Source organism: Bradyrhizobium sp. SZCCHNR3119 (genome assembly GCF_032487775.1).
Taxonomy (GTDB): domain Bacteria; phylum Pseudomonadota; class Alphaproteobacteria; order Rhizobiales; family Xanthobacteraceae; genus Bradyrhizobium.
Genome location: NZ_JAUEUV010000001.1, coordinates 4,560,487 through 4,580,189 on the forward strand (window position 1 = coordinate 4,560,487; position 19,703 = coordinate 4,580,189).

Here is a 19,703-nt window from a genome sequence, read left to right on the forward strand (position 1 = left end):
CGGCGTTCGTGAGCGATCCCTGTGCCCGTGCAGAGCCCGCGAAATCCGGTCGGAACGCCGGTTTTCCCCCTGCGTTGTCTCACTCAGATTATCGAGCTCAAAGGGAGATGATCATGGCTGAGAAGTTCGATCCCGCCCCGCACGACAAGCATGCCGACGATCCGCGTGAAGCGGCACGGCGCGATCGCGAGACGACGACGCAACTCGACAACGGTTTGATGGACACGTTTCCCGCATCCGATCCGGTCAGCGCGCAACAGCCGTCGGTCGTCACCAAGAGGGGGCGCAGCGTCGATGACGAAAGCGCGGATGCGCACGCCCCATCTTTGTGGGACAAGTTCCGATCCGTCTTCGTGCGCTGAGGTATCGGAAAACGCCGTGCGCCAAAACGTCGCGGCATCCGAGTCCTGACTGGTGCCACGACCCGTAAATATACGGCGATAACAGTAGTCATACGGGAATGTACCCGTCATCCGACCTCGCCGTTCGGCGTCCATTTCAGAGATAAATAAGATGTGCGTGGGATTTTTCCTCGATCTGGAGAGTCCCGCGGAATGGATGTTGTCGCGCATAACCGACTGAGCCGCCTGCCTATGTGGGCGGCTGTCTTTGTCCTGTCTGTTTGCGCAGCCATCGTCGTTTTGAGCGGCGGGAGCGAATGGGCCTCTCGCGACAACACGCTCCGGAGCGCCGAAGTTGAGCTCGGCAATCTGACACGCTCGCTTGCGCAACATGCCGAGGATACGATTGAACTCGCTGAAGCAACCATCCGCGGCGCCGTGAGCGCGCTCGAGACAGACGATGGAAGCATCACGACGGTTTTGCGGCTACAAGCCATTCTCACGAGCGGTAGATCCAGCCTGGGCCGGATCCGGGGCGTTTTTGCCTATGATGAGAATGGGCGCTGTCTCGCGGCGACCGAGGACGTCGCTCTTTCGAACGTCAACAATGCCGACCGCGATTACTTCGGTTACCATCGAAAATCGGCGGACCGCTCGCTCCTGATCGGCGGGCCCGTGCAGAGCAAGTCCGGCCACCAATCGGTGATCAGCTTGTCGCGCCGGTGGAATCATCCTGACGGCCGCTTTGCGGGCGTGGTGCTTGCCACGATCGAGGTCGACTATTTTTCCGATTTCTACCATCAGTTCGATGTCGGCCCGCACGGGACCATCAGCTTGATGCGCCGCGACGGAACGATCCTCGCGCATAGCGTCGATCTGGTGGCCGATGCGGCACCGCAGCCACTCGCCGATGACATTCCCTTTTATCCGAGCTCCGGAAACCTGCATGTGCAGTTCCTGCAGGATGACTCCGAGCGGATCGGCTTCTACCAGCGCGGGCAGCGCTATCCATTCCTGCTGCTCGTGACACGGACGCAGGAGGATGTACTGGCAGAATGGAAAAGGCATTCATTCGTTCGGATCGCGGTCATCGTTGGCCTCGTCCTCCTGATATTGGGAATCGGCCTTTTCCTGGTGCGATTGATACTCCAAGGACGGCGCTTGGCGTCGGCATTGGTTTCTAGCGAAAAGAATTTCCGCCTGCTCGCCGAGGATTCGAGCGATATCGTCGCTCGGATCGGGCCGGACGATCGCATCCGCTACATCTCGCCGTCGGTGGTCCGGGTGCTTGGCTGGAGGCCGGCGCAACTGCTTGGCAAGCGTGCGCTCGCCGGCATCCATCCGCTCGACGCCTCGCCGATCGAAGAGATCATCCTCTCGATCAAGCGCGGTGAAACGGAAGAGGCGCGCGCAACCTATCGTACCCGGCGGCGCGACAAATCGGAGATCTGGGTCGAGACCACATTGAGCGCAAGCCGCAACGATGACGGCTCGCTCGATGGCTTTGTAGCGATCACGCGCGATGTCACCCAGCAGATGACGCTGCAGGGCAAGCTCGAAACCTTGGCAGTCGTGGACGGCCTCACTGGCCTCGCCAATCGCCGCCGTTTCGACGAACGGCTGCTCGAGGAATGGAGCCGCGCCTATCGCGAGAAGACCTCGCTGGGGCTCCTGATGATCGACCTCGACCATTTCAAGGCCTTCAACGATACCTATGGGCATCAGGCCGGTGACGAATGCCTGCACACCGTGGCTGTCGTTCTCGCCGGGGAAGTGCAACGGACCTCCGATCTTGCCGCGCGCTATGGCGGCGAGGAATTTGCGATTCTGCTGCCAAACACCGATGCGGCCGGCTGCGCGCGCATCGGCGAGCGGATTCGCCGCGCGATCCGCGAGAGGGCCATCGCGCATCGGGGTAACGCCCCATTCGGCATCGTGACGGCGAGTATCGGCGGTGCCGTGTGCCGGCCGGGCAGCGAGCGTTCGCTGGAGCGTGCATCGTTGATCGAGGCGGCCGATCGCTCGCTCTATGCGGCGAAGGATGGCGGCCGCGACCGCGTCATCATGGCGGGCGAGTTGATCCCATTGGCGCCGAGCCTAGCCCCTGACGGCGACACCAGCCTAGGCGAACGCACGGGTGTTCGCGCCAGACCCTAATAGTGTGGCGGCGGCTCGTTGGTAGGCCCTTCCGCACCTGCCTGGGCTTCATCGAGCCGCTCACCGAGTGCGGCAATCTGCCGCTTCAGCGCCTCGATCTCGCGCCATTGCATCATGACGGTCTGATTCAGCGTCTCGATCGTGTCGTCCTGGAACATCACGCGCGCTTCCAGCGCGTCGATGCGCTCGCTCAACTCCTTGGTCGCATTCAGCTCTCCGGCTTCACTCATCACCCGCGCCCTCCTGCTGGCGACGTTCGGAATGTTCTCGCAGGCCGTGACCGAGCGCGACGCGTTCATCGAATACGAAGCACTCGCCGCGCCAGCGGCTTTCCCCCTGGGGGATCTGTTCCAGATATTTGAGGATGCCGCCTTTGAGATGGTAGACCTCGGCAAAGCCGCGCGCGAGCAGCAGCGAACTCGCCTTCTCGCAGCGGATGCCGCCGGTGCAGAACATCGCGATCCGCTTATGCTTGGCGGGATCGAGATGGGCGGCCGCGAAATCCTTGAACTGGCCGAAGCTCTTGATGGCGGGATCGACGGCGCCTTCGAAGGTGCCCATCGCCACTTCGAACGCGTTCCGGGTGTCGAGCACGAAAACGTCGGGCGATGATGTCAGCGCGTTCCAATCGGCGGGATCGACATAGGTCCCGACCTGCCGGGTCGGATCGGCCGCGGGATCGCCTAACGTCACGATCTCCTTTTTCATCCGCACCTTCAGCCGCTGGAACGGCATGGCACGCGCGGTCGAGAATTTCAGTTCGAGGTTGTCCAGCCGCCCGCCGAACAGCGGTCCATCGCAGAATTCCCGCATCAGGGCGTCGATGCCGTCGGGGCTGCCGGCCAAGGTCCCGTTGATCCCTTCCTGCGCCAGCAGCAGGCTGCCCCTCACTCCCAGCCGGCCGCACAGCGCCAGCAGCGGCGCACGGAGTGCCCTGAAATCCGGCAGTGCGGTGAACTGATAGAAGGCTGCGACCTTGAAAGCCATGCCGCCGTTTACCAGCAGAACTGCCATCGGAAAAGCTGGTATCCCAGCCATTGCCCAGGCGGGACAGAATATGTCATGACGGCGGCCAGCGCGGGCTCCTTTGCCCTTCTAGCAGAACGCAGCGAGCAAGAATGAGAAGCTTCCACTTCCCCGGTCGATCCACGGTTCACGCCCTCAACGCCATGGTTGCAACGTCGCATCCGCAGGCCGCCTTGGCCGCGATCGAGGTGCTGCGGGCCGGCGGCACTGCGGCAGATGCGGCCGTGGCAGCTGCCGCGCTGCTCGCGGTGATCGAGCCGCAATCGACCGGCATCGGCGGCGATTGTTTCGCGCTGGTGCAGCCGAAGGGCGATGGCAGGATCACGGCCTATAACGGCTCCGGCCGGGCTCCGATGGCAGCCAATGTCGAGTGGTATCTGGAGCGCAAGATCCACTCGGTGCCGCTCACGTCGGCGCACGCGGTGTCGGTCCCCGGCGCGGTCGATGCCTGGCATCGCATCCTGCAGGATCACGGCCGGCTGGGGCTCGACCGGCTGCTGCAGCCGGCGATTCGTGCGGCAGAAGAAGGCTATGTGGTGGCGCCGCGCATCGCCTTCGACTGGAAGAACCAGTTCGAGAAGCTGAAGAACGGCACCAACACCGAACGGTATCTGTTGCCGCATGGCAAGCCCGCGGTCGCTGGCGATGTGATCCGCCAGCCGGAACTCGGGCAGACCCTGCGTGCGATTGCCAAGGACGGGCCGCGGGCCTTCTACACCGGTCCGATCGCGGACGACATCGTCGAGACGCTGCGCGGCATCGGCGGCCTCCACACCCTGGAGGATTTCGCCAACCACAGGACCGAGGTGACCTCGCCGATCGGCACCATGTACAAGGATTACGACGTCTGGCAGTGCCCGCCGAACGGCCCGGGCATCACCATGCTGGTGATGCTCAACATCCTGTCGCGTTTCGACCTCACCAAGGTTGCGCCGCTCTCGGTCGAACGCATGCATCTCGAAGCCGAGGCAGCGCGCATCGCCTATATGATCCGCGAGCAGCATGTGGCTGATCCGGCGCATATGACGGTCGACGTCGCCGCGATCCTCGCCCGCGAATTCGCCGACGAGTATATCGGCCGTATCAGCATGGACCGTCTGCTCGATCTGCCGAACGTGGCACCGCCGATGAATCCGGATACGGTCTACATCACCGTCGTCGACCGCGACCGCAACGTCTGCTCCTTCATCAATTCGATCGCGCATTCCTTCGGCTCGGCGATCGTCTCCAACAAGACCGGCGTGCTGTTGCAGAACCGCGCCGGCGGTTTCCGCATCCAGGTCGGTCATCCCAACTGCATCGGGCCCGGCAAGCGGCCGCTGCACACGATCATCCCGGCGCTGGTGACGAAAAACGGCCGCGCCCAGATGTCCTATGGCGTGATGGGTGGCCAGTATCAGCCGACCGGCCAGACCCACGTGCTGACCAACATCCTCGACTTTGGCTGCGACGTGCAGGAGGCCATCGATATGGCGCGCGGCCTGCACTACGAGGGCGTCTATCAGCTCGAGGACGGCATTCCGGCCGATGTCGTCGAGGGCTTGCAGAAGATCGGTCACAAGACCACCAAGCTGGTTGCGCCGCTCGGCGGCGGCCAGGCGGTCTGGATCGATTGGGACAAGGGCACGCTCACCGGCGGCTCCGATCCGCGCAAGGACGGCTGCGCGCTGGGCTATTGAGCCGGCTTGAGCGTCATCGCCGCGCGCGCAGCGAAACGATCCAGAGCCTCCGTGCGGTGCTGGATCTGCTTCGCGGCGCAGGCGGAGCGGGATGTGAGCGGCTGGAAACAGGCGCCGCTTTGCGTTAAACAGCGGTCCCTCGAACAAGCCAAGACGGTGACCGATGCGGCGTCCGAAGTTTACGAAGCTTGCGATCACGGCGGCGGCAATTGCGCTGGCCGCCTTGTCCGCGTCTGTCCCGACCTCTGCGTCGGCGCAGAGTGCTGCTCCTCAGACCAAAGGAAAGATCATGACCACGCCCTCCGGACTCGAGATCATCGACATCAAGGAGGGCACAGGACCCTCGCCGAAACCGGGGCAGATCTGCGTGATGCATTACACGGGCTGGCTTTATGAGAACGGCCAGAAGGGCAAGAAGTTCGACTCCTCCGTCGACCGCAACGAGCCGTTCGAATTCCCGATCGGCATGAAGCGCGTGATTGCCGGTTGGGACGAAGGCGTCGCCACGATGAAGGTGGGCGGCAAGCGCACGCTGATCATTCCGCCGCAACTCGGCTATGGCGCACGCGGCGCCGGCGGCGTGATCCCGCCGAACGCGACACTGATGTTCGACGTCGAATTGCTGGGCGTGAAGTAGTCCAAAGCCGCGCCGCCTCGGGTCGGGCGGCGCGGCAGCAAGACCACGGCCGGCGGGTCGTTCGGCATGCCCACGATGCCGAGATGATGTCCCTCATCAAGGTTTGGGCTTGTCGGAAATGCTGCCGGTTGCGGCGTCTGCCTTGCAGGCCGCCCGGCCGGGTTCCGCAGCTTGACATTTGTAGACCCGCCCGGTGAGGCGGTCGACCAGCCAGGCCGTGTCGTCTGCCGGACTCTCAAGGCCGACATAGCGACTGCCCAGGGCCGAGATCAATGTCGACAGCAGGATCGCCGCGGCGATCAAGCCGGCGCCGATCAGGATCGACATGGAACTGGAGCCAGCCTGATCCGAATTGCCCGTGCGGTAGTTTTGATAGTCACGCCGGCGCGGAGAATTGAACACGTCGTCTGCTTTTCTGGTCGTTTCTTGCTGTGGTTGATCGTCGTCGCGCGCTGAAGCCTATCCTGTGATCGAACAACCGCGTAGAGCGGTCTCTGGCCGTTTTCTTGTCCGCAGGCCGGCAGCCTCACGACTGCTTTGCGGCCGGCGCGCAGCAACGCAACTCACTGGCGTTTCAACCTGAGAACGTTCTGCGCGGGCGGCATGTTCCTCGTCCTCTGCGATGTGATCTCCGTCACATCGGTGCGTTTGAACCGGTCCTATCGTTCCGCCATCCAATTGCTGTCAGGCGCGATTTCGAGGATGACGAAGATGACACGTTTCATTGCACGCTTTGGACTGCATGCGATTGCGCTCGGTGCCGCGTTCTCGGTCGGGGGCGGTCTCGCGCTGGCGGGCGAGGGGACCGTTTCGGCGGAGCAGATCCTGAACGCACTGAAGCCGAAGCCGGTCACGCGCGGCCTTTCAGCCGGCGCGCAAGCGACGACGCCGCAGCCCGACCCGGCACAGCAAGCCAAGGAGGCGAGCTTTATCGACAGCGTGCGCAACCGCAACACCCGCTCGCTGTCGCTTGGCGAACGCGCGCAACTCGCCGAGCTTGCGGCGAGCAGGCCGAAGATCGATCTGGAGATTCAGTTCGACTACAACTCGGCGCAGATCAGCAAAGCAGCGATGCCGGCGGTGCAGGAGCTTGGAAAGGCGCTGTCCGATCCGAGCCTGAAGGGCGCGACCTTCGTCGTCGCCGGTCACACCGACGGCATCGGCGGCGACAGTTTCAATCAGGACCTGTCCGAGCGTCGTGCAGACACCATCAGGCGTTATCTGGTCGATAGATTCGGCATCGTGGGCAAAGATCTCGTCACGGTCGGCTATGGCAGGACCAAGTTGAAGGATCCCGCCAATCCGGCTGCCGCCGTCAACCGTCGTGTCCAGGTGATCAACATGGAGACCAAGACCGCCACGAAATGACGGCTTGCGCGCGCCGTCTGCAATTAGCGGCGCGCTAGCAAAGTTTCAGATCCAGCTCTGAAACAGCATCAGGCGGTTGAAGGTCTGCATCGAGGTGCCGATGAAGGCGGCGCTGATCGGCAGCATCGCCACGAAGCCGGCGGCGACGAGAGCCACATAGAGCCACAAGACCCAGGGCCTGCGCGACTTCGCCAGAGCATAAGGCAGCGCCAGGCTCGCGAGCGTCGCTGATGGCAGGTAGTAGTAGAGAAAGCTCAGTGCGCGCGGCAGCAGGGCCCAGGGCAGGTAGCAGCCCAGATAAAACGCGACGATCAGGAACGGCCCGGCTCGGCGCGCCATCACGACGTCACGCATGCACACGAGCAGCGCCAGCAGCGCCGGCCACAGCACCACGGGATTGCCGAGAAACACCACCGCGGCGATGTGCTGATCATCGGTCTTGTCGAACAGGAACCACACCGGCCGCAGCAGCAGTGGCCAGCTCGGCCAGGCGCTCATATAGGTGTGGCCCGCGATCGCGGTCGTGATGTTGTCGGCGAAGATGCGACGCTGCGCCTCGAGGATGTCGGCGACCGAAAGGCCATAGAGCGGGATGAAGGTCGCGAAGTAGCAAGCGGCGGGAATGACCAGGAAGCAAAGCGCAATCTGATAGGATTTCAGGTTTGCCCAAAGCTCGGGCCGGTACCAGTCGTCCTCGCGCGGCTCGGCAAACGATGTTCGCCAATGCTGCAGCAGTCGGACCAGCGCAACGATGCCGAGCACGGCGACGAGCGGAAACGCGCCGCTCCACTTGCAGGCGGCGGCCAATCCGAAGCCTGCGCCCGCAAGCGCGAAGGCGGCTTGCGGGCTGCGCCGCCTGTAGCCATGCAGGAACGCCGCGATCGCGAGCAGGCTCAAGGCCAGCGCGTAGATGTCGAGCATCGCGGTACGCGCCTGCACATACAGCATCTGATTGAAGACGGCGATCAGGGCTGCAGCGAGCGCGGGGGCTTGCGCGGCAAAGAGGGTAAGTCCGCAGAGGTAGATAGCCACCACCGCAAGCGCGCCGAACAGCGTCCCCGGGTAGCGCCAGGCGAACGCATTGTCACCGAAGCTGCGGATCGAGAGCGCGATCAATTCCTTGGCGAGCGGCGGATGCATCGGGTTGAGCTGCGGCGTAGCCGGCATGAGGCCGAGCATCTGCCGCGCCGCTGGCACGTAGTGCAACTCGTCGAAGACGAATTTCTCCGGTGCGGACAGGCCGATCAGGAGCGCGACATGAGTGCTTACGAAAATAGCGAACGCAATCGCCGCGCACCGAGGAGCCGAGAGGCTCGGCTGAGTTGAAGGGCGCTGAGGCGTGCGAGCACGTCCGGTCGCGACCGAGTCAGGGGCAACTTTTGTGTCCATCGCCTTGAACTGAGTTCGAGCCTGGCGCCACTAACAAGCTACGCGGATGAATCGCCGCTGTTGCGCTTCGACAACATCGCAGCTCGCGGTTTTCGGTTACGATCATAGAGGCAATCCATTGGTATTGAAATGCGTTCGCGTCACCTCATTCTGATGATCGGTTTTTCCTGTATCGCTGCACCGCTTGCAGCGAGCCCTGCATGCGCCGAGACCCGAATCGGGGAGGCCGCCGTCATCCAGAATCAGGTGTTGCGCATTGCAGGTGCTGCAATGAGCCCGATCAATGTCGGCGACCAGGTGGTCCGCGACGAGACGGTGCGGACCGGCAACGAGAGCGCCGCACGTCTTGTGATGATCGACAGTACCAATCTGTCGCTCGGTCCCAATGCGACGCTGACGCTCGATCGGACCGTCTTCAACGGCGAGACGAGCTATCGCGACATTGCCATCCGGCTCGGCACCGGCGTCTTCCGTTTCGTGACCGGTCATTCCGAGAAGGCGGCCTACAAGATCAATACGCAACTTGCGACGATCGGCGTGCGCGGCACCATTCTCGACATCAAGTCGCAGCGCGGCCAGACCATGGTGGTGCTGCAAGAGGGCGCCTCCACCGTCTGTACGCTTACCTTCCAGTGCATCCAGCTGACCCAGCCCGGCGATACCGCGATCGTCATTGCAACGGGCGGAGGCAAGAGCACGATCAAGAAGACCAATAATCCGCCCTGGAGCTTCGCTGCGAGTTGCGCGTCCACGGCGGGACTGTGCACCGTGACGGATCTTGCCAGCAACACGCCGGGCCAGGATTTCACCGGCATCTTGTGCGGGCGCTGATCATGGCGAGATTTGCGTACAGATCCGCAGCATTCCTCATATTCGCCACGGCATTGGCCGTTGCCGTGACCCTGCTGCAGGGAGCGCCCGCGGCCGCCCAGGGCTGCTCCGGCACGGCGACCTCCAGTCTCGTCGCCGCGGCATGCCCGACGTCCAGCCCCAGCCCGAGCCCGAGCTCATCACCTTCGCCGACTCCAACGTCGACCCCGACACCGAATCCTTCGCCGAGCCCGACGCCGACCGGCTCGGATTCCAGTGGACGTTCGATCAATAGCCTTGCCGATCAACGCTTCAACCAGATGATCACCAACCGCGTGCTCGGCACCGTGTTGCTCGGTGTCAACGAGCAGGTCAATTGCAGCGACTGTGTCAGCGCGTTCGGTTCGGCCGGCTCGTTCTCAGCCGGCATTCACGGCCGCAAGACGCTGACCAACAATTTGTCGCTGCTCGCCGGCCTCGCCTACACGCAATACAATGAAGGCGGCTATCACGTCGCCAGTGCGCCGATCGGCGCGTTCGCCTTGCGCTATGATTTCACCGATTGGGGCTCGTCGCGGCCGTTCTTCGACGTCGGCACCGTCCTGACGCCCTACGAGAAGCTACGCTACGGCCGCAGCTATACGACGAGCCTCGGCACGGTGACGCTGGACAGCAGCACCACAGCCTCGAACTACGCCATCTACGGCCGTGCCGGCTGGATCAACCGGATCTCGCCGCGAGACGAACTCGCCGCCTCGGTCGAACTCTGGCAGCTCTGGCAGCATATCTCCGGCTATCGCGATCCCGCGGTGATCTTCAACCCGTTCGACGCACAGGTCGCCGGTGGCACCGACCGCACCAGCCTGGTCAAGCTCGGCGGGCAGTGGACGCATCTGTTCGGCGCCAGCCTCGAGGCCAATCTCAACGGCGGCTATGTGCAGTCCTTCGCCACCCGCTCCGGCATCGTCGCGACCGTGACCGGCAACGGCACGGTGACACCGACCATGGGCAACCAGGGCTGGTTCGAATATGGCGGCCGTCTCGGTTTTCGCCTCGCCCAGGGCTGGGTTGCCGATCTCTTCGTCAACGGAACGCTGGGACCGCAGCCGGTCGGCAACACCATCCATGGCGGTGTCGGCCTGCGGGTCAATTACTGAGCCCGCTCAAGATTTCATGACCCGTATGCGCTTGTGCCGGCAATCGCTCGGCTATATTGAATGATGAGTATCATCTAATAACCCTGGCCGGGGCGAGGGACGTGAAGCGATGGATATTGACGCCCCCACCACTGCGTCTCGGCCCGGTGTCGCCGAAGCGGCGCGTCCCGTAAGCGGCGCCGCGCGCCAGCCCGCCTCCAACGCCGAGAGGACCCGGGCGGCGCTCCTGACCGGCCCGGTGCTGCCGACGCTGTTCAAGCTGGCGTTGCCGACCATGACGGTGCTGCTGGCGCAGACCGCGGTGAACGTCGCCGAGGCCTATTATGTCGGCTTCCTCGGCACCGACGCGCTGGCGGGCGTTGCGATGGTGTTTCCGCTCTTCATGCTGATGACGATGATGTCGAACGGCGGCATCGGCAGCGGCGTCTCCTCGGCGGTCGCGCGTGCGATCGGGGCTGGTCGGAAGGCGGATGCTGATGCCATCGTGTTTCACGCCATCGTGCTCTCGGTCGTGGCGGGTGCGCTCTTTTCGATCGGCACCGCGCTCGGAGGCCCGGCGCTGTACCACGCGCTCGGCGGACGCGCCGGCGCGCTGGACGCGGCGCTGAAATATTCCAATTACCTGTTCGCGGGCGCGATACCGGTCTGGATCGTCAACCTGCAGGCGGCGGCGCTGCGCGGTTCGGGCAATGTCCGGGTGCCGGCGCTGGTGACCCTGATCGGCGCTGGCGTAATGATCCCGCTGTCGCCGCTCCTGATCTTCGGTCTTGGCCCGATGCCTGGCCTCGGCATCGGCGGCGCCGGCATTGCCTTCGGACTATACTATGCCGGAGCAATGCTGGTCCTGGTGCGCTATATGGCCTCAGGGCGTTCCAGCCTGCATTGCCGCATCGCGCCGCTGCAGTGGCGGCTGTTCGCCGATATCCTCAAGGTTGGACTTCCGACCTCGGCCAGCGCCGTGCTGGTGAACCTCACCGTGATCCTGGTGACCTCCGCGGCCGGCCGCTTCGGCACTTCGGAACTTGCCGCCTACGGCATCGCATCGCGGCTCGACTACATCATGATCCCGATCCTGTTCGGGCTCTGCACCGCGACGCTGACCATGGTCGGCATCAATATCGGCGCCGGCCACGGTGCGCGCGCCCGGCATATCGCAAGGCTCAGCGCGCTGGTCGGCGCCGGTTTCGTCGGTGCGATCGGCTGTGGCGTTGCGCTGTATCCGCCGCTCTGGCTGACGCTGTTCAGCCATGAGCCGGATGTGTTGCGCGAAGGCGCCATCTATCTCCGCTTCGTCGCACCGGCCTATGCCGCGCTCGGCTTTGGCTTCGTGCTGGCCTTTGCCGGACAGGGCGCCGGTCACGTGCTGTGGCCGTTCCTCGCCTCGGTGGTGCGTATCCTGATCGCGGCCGGAGGCGGCTGGCTTGTCGTCGCGCAGTTCGGCGGCGGCATGGCGGCGCTTGCCGCCATGGTGATGCTCTCGCTGCTGGCCTACGCCGCGATCTGCAGCCCGGTGTTGATGTCAGGCCATATCTGGCGCCTTACGCCGCGCTGACGCCTTCATAGGCGCGGCGCAGCACGTCGAGGTCGAGCTTGACCATCTTCATCATCGCCGCCATCGCCCGCTGCGCAGCGGCGCGATCGGGCCCGCCAAGATAGCGCATCATCGCATTGGGCACGATCTGCCAGCGCATGCCCCAGCGGTCCTTGAGCCAGCCGCATTGCACCGGCGCACCGCCGTCGGCGCAGAGCGCATCCCAAAGACGGTCGACCTCGGCCTGGTCCTCGCAGCCGATCTTGAACGACACCGCGTCCGTGTGCTCGACCTTCATCCCGCCGTTGAGCGCCATGAAGCGCTGGCCGGCCAGCGTGAACTCGACCACCAGCACCGCACCCGCCGAGCCCGAGGGGTTGTCCATCGGGCCGCGCATCACCGTCTCGATCCGCGACTCCGGAAGCAGCGAGACGTAGAAATTGGCGGCCTCCTCAGCGTCGCCATTGAACCACAGGCAGGGGACGATCTTGGACATCCATTTTCCTTTCGGGCTTTGCGATGCCCGGAGGACGAACGAGAAGCTACCGGGCCGACAGCGCAGGACATGAAAAGCGCAGAACTTGGTCCGGACGCCGCAGCCATCAAGTCGGGGTGAAGCGTCTCCTGCAGCAACGCCTTGACAGGGAGTGCCGCTCAAGAGATGTTATGTTATAACGTAACATATGCAGCCATGCGACACCCGCGACCGATCCCGTTGAAGAGGCTCTTCGATCTCCATGCGCAGACTCCCCGTCACCGTCTTGTCCGGCTTCCTAGGGGCTGGGAAGACCACTTTGCTGAACCACATCCTGAACAATCGTCGCGGCCTAAAAGTCGCGGTGATCGTCAACGACATGAGCGAGGTGAACATCGATGCGGACCTCGTTCGCGATGGCGGTGCCAACCTGTCGCGGACGGATGAGAAACTGGTCGAGATGAGCAATGGCTGCATCTGCTGCACGCTACGCGACGATCTTCTCAAGGAGGTGCGCTCGTTGGCCGAGAGCGGCCGGTTCGACTACCTCCTGATCGAATCCACCGGCATCGCCGAACCGCTCCCGGTGGCAGCGACCTTCGATTTCCGCGACGAGCACGGCGGGAGCCTTTCCGACATCGCGCAACTCGACACGATGGTCACCGTGGTCGATGCCGTGAACCTGCTGAAGGATTATTCCTCCTCGGATTTTCTCGCCCATCGCGGCGAGGCGCTCGAAGGCGACGACCGGGCGCTGGTCGATCTTCTCGTCGAGCAGATCGAGTTCGCCGACGTCATCGTGCTCAACAAGACCGACGACGCGACGCCCGACCAGCGCGATGCTGCGCGCAAGATCATCCGCGCGCTCAATCCGCGTGCCGACCTCATCGAGACCAATCATGGCGTGGTGCCCTTCGATCGCGTACTGGCGACCGGTCGCTTCGATTTCGAGAAGGCCCAGCAGCATCCGCTCTGGTACGACGAACTGTACGGCTTTGCCGATCACGTGCCGGAGACCGATGCCTATGGCGTGGCCAGCTTCGTCTACCGCGCCCGTCGCCCTTTCGTTCCCGAGAAGTTCGATCGCTTCATCAAGCAATCTTGGCCGGGTGTCATTCGCGCCAAAGGCCATTTCTGGCTGGCGACGCGGCCGCAATGGCTCGGCGAAGTCAGCCAGGCAGGCGCCCTGGTACGCACCCATGCGCTCGGCTTCTGGTGGGCCGCTGTGCCGTCCAAGCTTTGGCCGCAGGATCCGGCTTGGCGTTCACGGTTGCTCGAACGTTGGGACGACATCTATGGCGACCGCAGGCAGGAGATCGTCTTCATCGGCACCAACATGGACGAGGCGGCCCTGCGCGCGCGCCTCGATGATTGCCTGCTGCCGGGTCAGCCGTCGATGGATGTTGCGACATGGGCCAAGCTGTCGGACCCGTTTCCGGATTGGCGCCGCGCCGGCCAGCCGGCCTAGCACCGCCGAACGGCCTGTTCACATGCCACTTGCATAAACGCCGTCGCCTACGGCTTTGCGAGGGCGCCCTGGGGCGCGCCAGACGTGCCTCAGGGCGATCTCACCCGGGCAGAGCACCAGCCCAGGATCAACAGCCACTCGACCGGGCGCTACGGCTTCCCTTCAGAGGGATCCCGGTGCACGGGATCGACCCACAGCACGGTCTCCGGTTTTTCGACCGGTTCGATGTCGATGTTGACGGCGATCGCCTCGCCGTCCGAGCGCACCAGCACGCATTCCAGCACCTCGTCCGGGCTGGCGTTGATCTCCTGGTGCGGCACGTAAGGCGGCACGAAGATGAAATCGCCGGGGCCGGCTTCGGCGGTGAACTGCAGCTTCTCGCCCCAGCGCATCCGCGCCTTGCCCTTCACGACATAGATGATGCTTTCCAGATGGCCGTGATGATGCGCGCCGGTCTTGGCGTCGGGTTTGATCGTCACCGTGCCGGCCCACAATTTCTGCGCGCCGACGCGGGCGAAATTGATCGCGGCCTTGCGGTCCATGCCGGCGGTCGACGGCACGTTGGGATCGAGCTGATCGCCGGGAATGACGCGGATGCCATCGTGCTTCCAGCGCTCGTCAGCGTGATCGTGAGAATGGCCGTGTGCGTCGTGATGGTGAGAACCGGACATGGATGCTTTTCTTCTTGGATGGAACTACGCGCAGCTTAACGAAAAGGCCGCGGCAACGCCACAAAGGTTCCGCGAACCTTTTGGCATGGCCGGCGTTGTCTGTGGGAGAGCAACACAACGGAGGAGAAATGACCATGGGTGCCACCACTGACAAGATCAAAGGCGCAACCAACGAGGCTGTCGGCAAGGCCAAGCAGGGCATCGGCGAGGCGGTCGGCTCGGATCGCATGCAGGGCGAAGGTGCCATGCAGGAAGTGAAGGGCAAGGGCCAGAAGGCGGTAGGCGACGCCAAGCAGGCCACCAAGGACGCTGCGAACAGCGCGGCTTCAACGGTCAACAAGAATCTCTAAGCGAGGTTCACTCGACGGCTTTGTAATGTGCGCGCGTCGAGAGACCGGCTCCCTCATCCCGGGGGAGCCGGTCTTTTTTCGTCCGTCGGGACGCGGCGAGGTCACGCCCCAGTGATCGCCGGCTGCCCATGCCGGTACGAATCCCGCTACAATCGGTGCGATGGCGCGCGCGATTCCCTCAGTTCATCTGACACAGGTTCAGGCAAGACGCATTTGGCTGCGGGCACAACGGCTGGATGAGGAGACGCCCTTCGGTGCTGGCCCGGAAGCCGTCGCGGCGGCGGTGGCCCATCTCGGTTATGTCCAGATCGACACCATCAACGTCATCGAGCGCTGCCATCATCACATCCTGTTCACGCGCATTCCTGCCTATCGCCGCGCCGATCTCCGCCAGGCCCAGAGCGTCGACAAGAGCGTTTTCGAATACTGGACGCATGCGCTGGCCTATGTGCCGATGCATGATTTCCGCTTCTTCCTGCCGGCGATGCGGCTGCATCGCCGCGATGGCCATCGCTGGCTCAATTCCGTCAAGCCGGAGGACATGCGCAAGGTGATGCGGTTGATCCGCCAGGGCGCGTTGACGATCCGCGACATCGAAGACGATGTCCTGACCGAAAAGGAACATCTGTGGGCGAGCCGCAAGCCGTCGAAGCGCGCGTTGCAGCTCGGCTTCTACCAGGGCACGCTCACGATCTCCGGCCGTGAGGGCATGCTCAAGACCTATGATCTGACCAGCCGGCATTTCGGTTGGGACAAGCCGCCCAAGCCCGCAACCCAGGCTGAGATCACAGCCTATCTGCTCGACCGTGCGCTGCGTGCGCAAGGCGTCGTCAGTCTCGACTCGGCCTGTCATCTCGATGCGCCGGCCAAGCCAGGAGTCCGGCGCTTGATCGAGGCGCGGCAGCGGCGCGGGGAACTTGTGCCGGTCGATATCGAAGGGGCTGGAAAGCTGCAGCATTGGGCCCGGCCGGAGATGCTCGATCGCATCGGCGAACTTGGCTCGGACCGTGTGCATATCCTGTCGCCGTTCGATCCTCTGATCATCCAGCGCAAGCGCACCGAGCTGTTCTTCGACTATGCGCACCGCTTCGAGGCTTATGTACCGAAGGAGAAGCGGCAGTTCGGCTATTTCGCGCTGCCCGTCCTGGTCGGCGAGGACATCGTTGCGGCGCTCGATCTGAAGACCGACCGGCAGAAGCGGAAGCTGTTGATGCAGAAATGGAGCTGGGTCGGGTCCGGCAAAGCGGCACGGGGTGAAGCGCGGAAAGCGCTGAAGCGGCGCATCGAGGAGGAATTGCACCGGTTCGAGCGGTTTCAACTGAGGGATTGATCCGGCGGCGCTACGGCTCAATTGCCGTCATTGCGAGAGGCATCAGCGCAAACCTTCAGATCTACCGCCGCGCCCAGCGCGATCCCCACCGCATAGGCCACGATATTCCATACCGAGAAGATCCTTCCGAGCAGCAGGGCGCCGGCGAGCGTCAGGCGGAAGCTGTCGAGCCAGGGCGTATGCACGAGGCGGATCAGCTCGACCAGGATCGCGACCGTCAGCGCGATGCCCACCAGTCGCGACCGCGACAGGCGAGGCGCCGTTGCGGCGAGCAGGAAGTACACCATCGTGGCCCACAGGGCCGAGCCGCCATACTTGACGATGAAGACGGGCAGGCCGAACCCGCGGCCGTAGAAGCGCAAGCCGAGGCCGAGCGCGATCACCGTCAGCGCCAGCGCAAGGGCCACGATGGCGCGGCGCGCGGCTGCGGCGCGGGGCACGGGCAGCACGCTCATGTGCGGGGCAACTCGCAGCGCTCCGTCGATGATGGCTGATATATGCACAATTCCAATTGACTTGCCTCCGCCGATGCTGAAAACCCGATCCCAACAGAACGACAAGAGTAGTCCGGGAGAAGCGCCATGAGCCTGTCCGCCACTTCATCTGCCGCGCGCGATCGCGCCGGCGACATCGAGACCTCGACCATCCGCGCCATCTCCTGGCGGCTGATCCCGTTCCTGGTGCTCGCCTATTTCTTCTCCTATCTCGACCGCGTCAATCTCGGCTTCGCGGCGCTCACGATGAACGCGGAGCTGAAGTTCACGCCGCTGATCTTCGCCTGGGGCGCCGGCATCTTCTTCATCGGCTATTTCATCTTCGAGGTGCCGAGCAACCTGGCGCTGGAGAAGTTCGGCGCCAGCCGCTGGATCGCCCGCATCATGGTGACCTGGGGCATCATCTCGGCGCTGATGGCCATGGTCTCCGGCGCCACCAGCTTCTATATCCTGCGCTTCCTGCTCGGTGTGGCCGAAGCCGGCTTCTTTCCGGGCATCATCCTCTATCTGACCTATTGGTATCCGGCGCAGTATCGCGCCCGTTTCCTCGCGGCCTTCGCCGTGGCCGTGCCGGTGTCGACCGTGATCGGCGCGCCGATCTCGGGCCTGCTGCTCGGGCTGGACGGTGTCATGGGCCTGCAGGGCTGGCAGTGGCTGTTCATCCTGGAAGGCGTCCCGTCCGTGCTGCTGGGCGTGGTCACCTGGTTCTATCTCACCGATAGACCTGAGCATGCGGACTGGCTCTCGTCCGAGCAGAAGGCGTGGCTCGCGGCACGCCTGGACGCCGAGATCGCCGCCAAGCAGGCGACCCATCAGATGACGCTCGGTGAGGCGCTGTCCTCGCCCAAGGTGATCATGCTGAGCCTGATCTATTTCGGCTTCGTTGGCGCGCTCTATGGCATGCAGTTCTGGCTGCCGCAGATCGTGAAGGCGTTCGGCCTCACCAACGCGCAGACCGGCTTCGTCACCGCGATCCCCTATCTGTTCGGCACCGTGGCGATGATCCTGTGGGCGCGGCATTCGGATGCGAGCCGCGAGCGCGTTTTCCATGTCGGCGCGCCGCTGATGCTGATCGCGGTCGCGCTCGCGCTTTCCAGCTATATCACCGATCCCACCGTCACCATGATCGTGCTGACGGTGGCCGCGATCGGCGTGTTCTGCGTGTTCGGCGTGTTCTGGACGTTACCGACCGCGTGGCTGTCGGGCACGGCTGCCGCCGGCGCGATCGCGCTGATCAATTCAATCGGCAATCTCGCGGGGTTCGGCGGCCCGTATCTGATCGGCTGGATCAAGGATTCCACCGGCTCGACCGCCAACGGCCTGCTGGCGCTTGCCGTGCTGCCCTTGGTCGCGGGCGTGCTCACCTTCCTTGGCGGGCATGAGAGCAAGGTCGAGTTTGCGGGGCAGAGCCCGGCAGAGTGAAGGCCAGTCGCTCGTCTTTCCGAGGCGGCCTCCAAGTGACCGAACCCGGAATTTCGCCGTTGCGACCATCTGGCAAACAAGCTGGAAATCCCGGGGGCGAGCGTGTCACGCGCGCTCCAGAAAGGGCGCTGCACCCCAAAGCCCCCTGCGGCAACATGTCTTAACATTCACGAAGTCATGATCACTGATGATTATTGACATTCGTCAGTCAACATTCGACACTCCGTGCAACTGCAACATGGGAGTGTCGGATGCTGTTCCGATCCTTTTTGCTCAGCGATTCCAAGCTCTTGACCGGCGCTGCGCTGGCCGTCGGCGCGATTGCCCTGGCCGGCTGCAACGATACCGTCGCCCAGAAGGCCGAGCCGATCCGGCCGGTGCTGGTCGCGACCGTGCATTACGAGGCCGAGACGCCCGAGCGCAGCTTCGTCGGTACCGTCAAGCCGCGGATCGAAGCCGATATCGGCTTCCGCGTCGCCGGCAAGGTGGCGAAGCGCCTGGTTGAGGTCGGCCAGACCGTCGACGTGGGGCAGCCGCTCGCCGTCCTCGACGAGGTCGACCTGAAGCTACAGGCCGAGCAGGCGGAAGCCGAACGCCGCGCCGCCACCGGCGTGCTGGCCCAGGCTGCCGCGGCCGAGACCCGCGCCAGGGAACTGCGCGCCAGGGGCTGGACCACGGACGCGCAGATGGACCAGGCGCGGGCGTCAGCCGACGAAGCGCGCGCCCGGCTCAACCGCGCCGAGCGCTCGGTCGAGCTGACCAAGAACTCGCTGTCCTACGCCACGCTCGAATCGGACGCCCGCGGCGTGGTCACGGCGACCATGATCGAGCCCGGCGTGGTCGTTGCGGCCGGCCAGGCCGCGGTCCGGGTCGCGCGCTTTGCCGAGAAGGAAGCGGTCGTGGCGATCCCCGAGACGCTGCTGGAGCGTGCCAAGACCGGTACGGCCAGCGTGACCTTGTGGTCGGGCCCCGACAAGAAATACGCGGCGCGCCTGCGCGAGATCGCGCCTGCGGCCGACGCCGCCACGCGCACTTATCTCGCCAAATTCTCGCTGCCCGATGCCGACGACAATGTCTCGCTCGGCATGACCGCAACGCTCACGCTCGCCGATGCCGCCACCACGCGCGTGGCGCGGCTGCCGCTGTCGGCACTGTTCAGCGAGGGCAGGGAGCCGTCGCTCTACGTCGTCAACGACAAGGGCGAGATCAGCCTGACGCCGGTCACGGTGAAATCCTACGACAGCAAGGATGTGCTGGTCACCGGCGGCGTCGAGGAGGGCGCGAAAGTGGTCGCGCTCGGCGTGCAGAAGATCGACCCCGCCCAGAAGGTGCGGGTGGTGTCGGCGCTGTCGTTCTAATTCGCGGTCGTTCCGGGGCGATGCGGAGCATCGAACCCGG

20 protein-coding genes are annotated in these 19,703 nt (G+C 64.1%); 13 read left to right on the forward strand and 7 right to left on the reverse strand.

Annotated features, from left to right (window positions below; all coding sequences use genetic code 11):
- Nucleotides 1-113 precede the first annotated feature (113 nt).
- Nucleotides 114-362, forward strand: coding sequence for a hypothetical protein (locus QX034_RS21010; RefSeq protein WP_315700615.1), 249 nt, complete (start codon nt 114-116; stop codon nt 360-362).
- 192 nt (nt 363-554) lie between these two features.
- Nucleotides 555-2,498: a diguanylate cyclase gene (locus tag QX034_RS21015; RefSeq protein ID WP_315741736.1), complete on the forward strand. Its 1,944-nt coding sequence runs from the start codon at nt 555-557 to the stop codon at nt 2,496-2,498.
- On the opposite strand, the gene QX034_RS21020 is transcribed toward QX034_RS21015, so the two are convergent.
- Both QX034_RS21020 and QX034_RS21025 read right to left on the reverse strand, forming a co-directional pair.
- The gene (locus QX034_RS21020) at nt 2,495-2,728 is read right to left on the reverse strand and encodes a SlyX family protein (protein WP_315706836.1); all 234 of its coding nucleotides are present in this window, start codon (nt 2,726-2,728) and stop codon (nt 2,495-2,497) included. The genes QX034_RS21015 and QX034_RS21020 overlap by 4 nt on opposite strands.
- Nucleotides 2,721-3,485: a rhodanese-related sulfurtransferase gene (locus tag QX034_RS21025; RefSeq protein WP_315765439.1), complete on the reverse strand. Its 765-nt coding sequence runs from the start codon at nt 3,483-3,485 to the stop codon at nt 2,721-2,723. The genes QX034_RS21020 and QX034_RS21025 overlap by 8 nt, the downstream gene beginning before the upstream one ends.
- Nucleotides 3,486-3,616: 131 nt before the next feature.
- On the opposite strand from QX034_RS21025, the gene ggt reads away from it, so the two are divergent.
- Nucleotides 3,617-5,203 (forward strand): gamma-glutamyltransferase, encoded by a 1,587-nt coding sequence (ggt, locus tag QX034_RS21030; protein WP_315706835.1) that lies wholly within the window; start codon nt 3,617-3,619, stop codon nt 5,201-5,203.
- Nucleotides 5,204-5,366: 163 nt separating this feature from the next.
- Nucleotides 5,367-5,840 (forward strand): FKBP-type peptidyl-prolyl cis-trans isomerase, encoded by a 474-nt coding sequence (locus tag QX034_RS21035; protein WP_315706834.1) that lies wholly within the window; start codon nt 5,367-5,369, stop codon nt 5,838-5,840.
- A gap of 96 nt (nt 5,841-5,936) precedes the next feature.
- Here QX034_RS21035 and QX034_RS21040 read toward each other — a convergent pair whose 3' ends face one another.
- The gene (locus tag QX034_RS21040) at nt 5,937-6,167 is read right to left on the reverse strand and encodes a hypothetical protein (RefSeq protein ID WP_315706833.1); all 231 of its coding nucleotides are present in this window, start codon (nt 6,165-6,167) and stop codon (nt 5,937-5,939) included.
- A 384-nt stretch (nt 6,168-6,551) separates the two neighbouring features.
- On the opposite strand from QX034_RS21040, the gene QX034_RS21045 reads away from it, so the two are divergent.
- Nucleotides 6,552-7,208: an OmpA family protein gene (locus QX034_RS21045; protein ID WP_316195757.1), complete on the forward strand. Its 657-nt coding sequence runs from the start codon at nt 6,552-6,554 to the stop codon at nt 7,206-7,208.
- Nucleotides 7,209-7,253: 45 nt separating this feature from the next.
- On the opposite strand, the gene QX034_RS21050 is transcribed toward QX034_RS21045, so the two are convergent.
- Nucleotides 7,254-8,597, reverse strand: coding sequence for a phospholipid carrier-dependent glycosyltransferase (locus QX034_RS21050; protein ID WP_315730106.1), 1,344 nt, complete (start codon nt 8,595-8,597; stop codon nt 7,254-7,256).
- 153 nt (nt 8,598-8,750) lie between these two features.
- Here QX034_RS21050 and QX034_RS21055 point away from each other — a divergent pair, with 153 nt between their 5' ends.
- The 3 genes from QX034_RS21055 to QX034_RS21065 all read left to right on the forward strand — a co-directional run bounded on the left by QX034_RS21055 (nt 8,751) and on the right by QX034_RS21065 (nt 12,116).
- Nucleotides 8,751-9,428, forward strand: coding sequence for a FecR domain-containing protein (locus tag QX034_RS21055; protein ID WP_315728530.1), 678 nt, complete (start codon nt 8,751-8,753; stop codon nt 9,426-9,428).
- A gap of 2 nt (nt 9,429-9,430) precedes the next feature.
- Nucleotides 9,431-10,564: a hypothetical protein gene (locus tag QX034_RS21060; protein ID WP_316190041.1), complete on the forward strand. Its 1,134-nt coding sequence runs from the start codon at nt 9,431-9,433 to the stop codon at nt 10,562-10,564.
- A 109-nt stretch (nt 10,565-10,673) separates the two neighbouring features.
- Nucleotides 10,674-12,116 (forward strand): MATE family efflux transporter, encoded by a 1,443-nt coding sequence (locus QX034_RS21065; RefSeq protein WP_315728410.1) that lies wholly within the window; start codon nt 10,674-10,676, stop codon nt 12,114-12,116.
- On the opposite strand, the gene QX034_RS21070 is transcribed toward QX034_RS21065, so the two are convergent.
- Entirely contained in the window at nt 12,103-12,591 is a 489-nt protein-coding gene (locus QX034_RS21070; RefSeq protein ID WP_315706829.1) for a VOC family protein, read from the reverse strand. The two genes, QX034_RS21065 and QX034_RS21070, sit on opposite strands and share 14 nt — an antisense overlap.
- Before the next feature lie 241 nt (nt 12,592-12,832).
- On the opposite strand from QX034_RS21070, the gene zigA reads away from it, so the two are divergent.
- Entirely contained in the window at nt 12,833-14,038 is a 1,206-nt protein-coding gene (gene zigA / locus QX034_RS21075; protein WP_315728409.1) for a zinc metallochaperone GTPase ZigA, read from the forward strand.
- Between the two features lie 149 nt (nt 14,039-14,187).
- On the opposite strand, the gene QX034_RS21080 is transcribed toward zigA, so the two are convergent.
- Entirely contained in the window at nt 14,188-14,709 is a 522-nt protein-coding gene (locus QX034_RS21080) for a cupin domain-containing protein (RefSeq protein WP_315706827.1), read from the reverse strand.
- A 134-nt stretch (nt 14,710-14,843) separates the two neighbouring features.
- Between QX034_RS21080 and QX034_RS21085 the strand changes: the two genes are divergently transcribed.
- Together QX034_RS21085 and QX034_RS21090 are read left to right on the forward strand one after the other, a co-directional pair.
- A complete protein-coding gene (locus tag QX034_RS21085) occupies nt 14,844-15,059 on the forward strand; it encodes a CsbD family protein (protein ID WP_315706826.1) in 216 nt (71 codons plus the stop codon).
- A gap of 160 nt (nt 15,060-15,219) precedes the next feature.
- Entirely contained in the window at nt 15,220-16,389 is a 1,170-nt protein-coding gene (locus QX034_RS21090) for a winged helix-turn-helix domain-containing protein (RefSeq protein WP_315706825.1), read from the forward strand.
- A 17-nt stretch (nt 16,390-16,406) separates the two neighbouring features.
- Here QX034_RS21090 and QX034_RS21095 read toward each other — a convergent pair whose 3' ends face one another.
- Nucleotides 16,407-16,844 (reverse strand): DUF2809 domain-containing protein, encoded by a 438-nt coding sequence (locus QX034_RS21095; protein ID WP_315706824.1) that lies wholly within the window; start codon nt 16,842-16,844, stop codon nt 16,407-16,409.
- Nucleotides 16,845-16,970: 126 nt separating this feature from the next.
- Here QX034_RS21095 and QX034_RS21100 point away from each other — a divergent pair, with 126 nt between their 5' ends.
- On the forward strand, nt 16,971-18,305 hold the full coding sequence (locus tag QX034_RS21100) for an MFS transporter (protein WP_315706823.1): 1,335 nt from the start codon (nt 16,971-16,973) through the stop codon (nt 18,303-18,305).
- 251 nt (nt 18,306-18,556) lie between these two features.
- The gene (locus QX034_RS21105; RefSeq protein WP_315706822.1) at nt 18,557-19,663 is read left to right on the forward strand and encodes an efflux RND transporter periplasmic adaptor subunit; all 1,107 of its coding nucleotides are present in this window, start codon (nt 18,557-18,559) and stop codon (nt 19,661-19,663) included.
- Nucleotides 19,664-19,703: the final 40 nt, after the last annotated feature.

What these genes read in the sequence shown, in the direction of transcription:
- QX034_RS21035 (WP_315706834.1), top strand. Translation starts at nt 5,367, where the DNA reads ATGCGGCGTCCGAAGTTTACGAAGCTTGCGATCACGGCGGCGGCAATT.
- ggt (WP_315706835.1), top strand. Translation starts at nt 3,617, where the DNA reads ATGAGAAGCTTCCACTTCCCCGGTCGATCCACGGTTCACGCCCTCAAC.
- QX034_RS21080 (WP_315706827.1), bottom strand. Translation starts at nt 14,709, where the DNA reads ATGTCCGGTTCTCACCATCACGACGCACACGGCCATTCTCACGATCAC.
- QX034_RS21050 (WP_315730106.1), bottom strand. Translation starts at nt 8,597, where the DNA reads ATGGACACAAAAGTTGCCCCTGACTCGGTCGCGACCGGACGTGCTCGC.
- QX034_RS21090 (WP_315706825.1), top strand. Translation starts at nt 15,220, where the DNA reads ATGGCGCGCGCGATTCCCTCAGTTCATCTGACACAGGTTCAGGCAAGA.
- QX034_RS21010 (WP_315700615.1), top strand. Translation starts at nt 114, where the DNA reads ATGGCTGAGAAGTTCGATCCCGCCCCGCACGACAAGCATGCCGACGAT.
- QX034_RS21070 (WP_315706829.1), bottom strand. Translation starts at nt 12,591, where the DNA reads ATGTCCAAGATCGTCCCCTGCCTGTGGTTCAATGGCGACGCTGAGGAG.
- QX034_RS21100 (WP_315706823.1), top strand. Translation starts at nt 16,971, where the DNA reads ATGAGCCTGTCCGCCACTTCATCTGCCGCGCGCGATCGCGCCGGCGAC.
- QX034_RS21040 (WP_315706833.1), bottom strand. Translation starts at nt 6,167, where the DNA reads ATGTCGATCCTGATCGGCGCCGGCTTGATCGCCGCGGCGATCCTGCTG.
- QX034_RS21085 (WP_315706826.1), top strand. Translation starts at nt 14,844, where the DNA reads ATGGGTGCCACCACTGACAAGATCAAAGGCGCAACCAACGAGGCTGTC.
- zigA (WP_315728409.1), top strand. Translation starts at nt 12,833, where the DNA reads ATGCGCAGACTCCCCGTCACCGTCTTGTCCGGCTTCCTAGGGGCTGGG.
- QX034_RS21060 (WP_316190041.1), top strand. Translation starts at nt 9,431, where the DNA reads ATGGCGAGATTTGCGTACAGATCCGCAGCATTCCTCATATTCGCCACG.
- QX034_RS21055 (WP_315728530.1), top strand. Translation starts at nt 8,751, where the DNA reads ATGATCGGTTTTTCCTGTATCGCTGCACCGCTTGCAGCGAGCCCTGCA.
- QX034_RS21065 (WP_315728410.1), top strand. Translation starts at nt 10,674, where the DNA reads ATGGATATTGACGCCCCCACCACTGCGTCTCGGCCCGGTGTCGCCGAA.
- QX034_RS21105 (WP_315706822.1), top strand. Translation starts at nt 18,557, where the DNA reads ATGCTGTTCCGATCCTTTTTGCTCAGCGATTCCAAGCTCTTGACCGGC.
- QX034_RS21095 (WP_315706824.1), bottom strand. Translation starts at nt 16,844, where the DNA reads ATGAGCGTGCTGCCCGTGCCCCGCGCCGCAGCCGCGCGCCGCGCCATC.
- QX034_RS21025 (WP_315765439.1), bottom strand. Translation starts at nt 3,485, where the DNA reads ATGGCTTTCAAGGTCGCAGCCTTCTATCAGTTCACCGCACTGCCGGAT.
- QX034_RS21020 (WP_315706836.1), bottom strand. Translation starts at nt 2,728, where the DNA reads ATGAGTGAAGCCGGAGAGCTGAATGCGACCAAGGAGTTGAGCGAGCGC.
- QX034_RS21045 (WP_316195757.1), top strand. Translation starts at nt 6,552, where the DNA reads ATGACACGTTTCATTGCACGCTTTGGACTGCATGCGATTGCGCTCGGT.
- QX034_RS21015 (WP_315741736.1), top strand. Translation starts at nt 555, where the DNA reads ATGGATGTTGTCGCGCATAACCGACTGAGCCGCCTGCCTATGTGGGCG.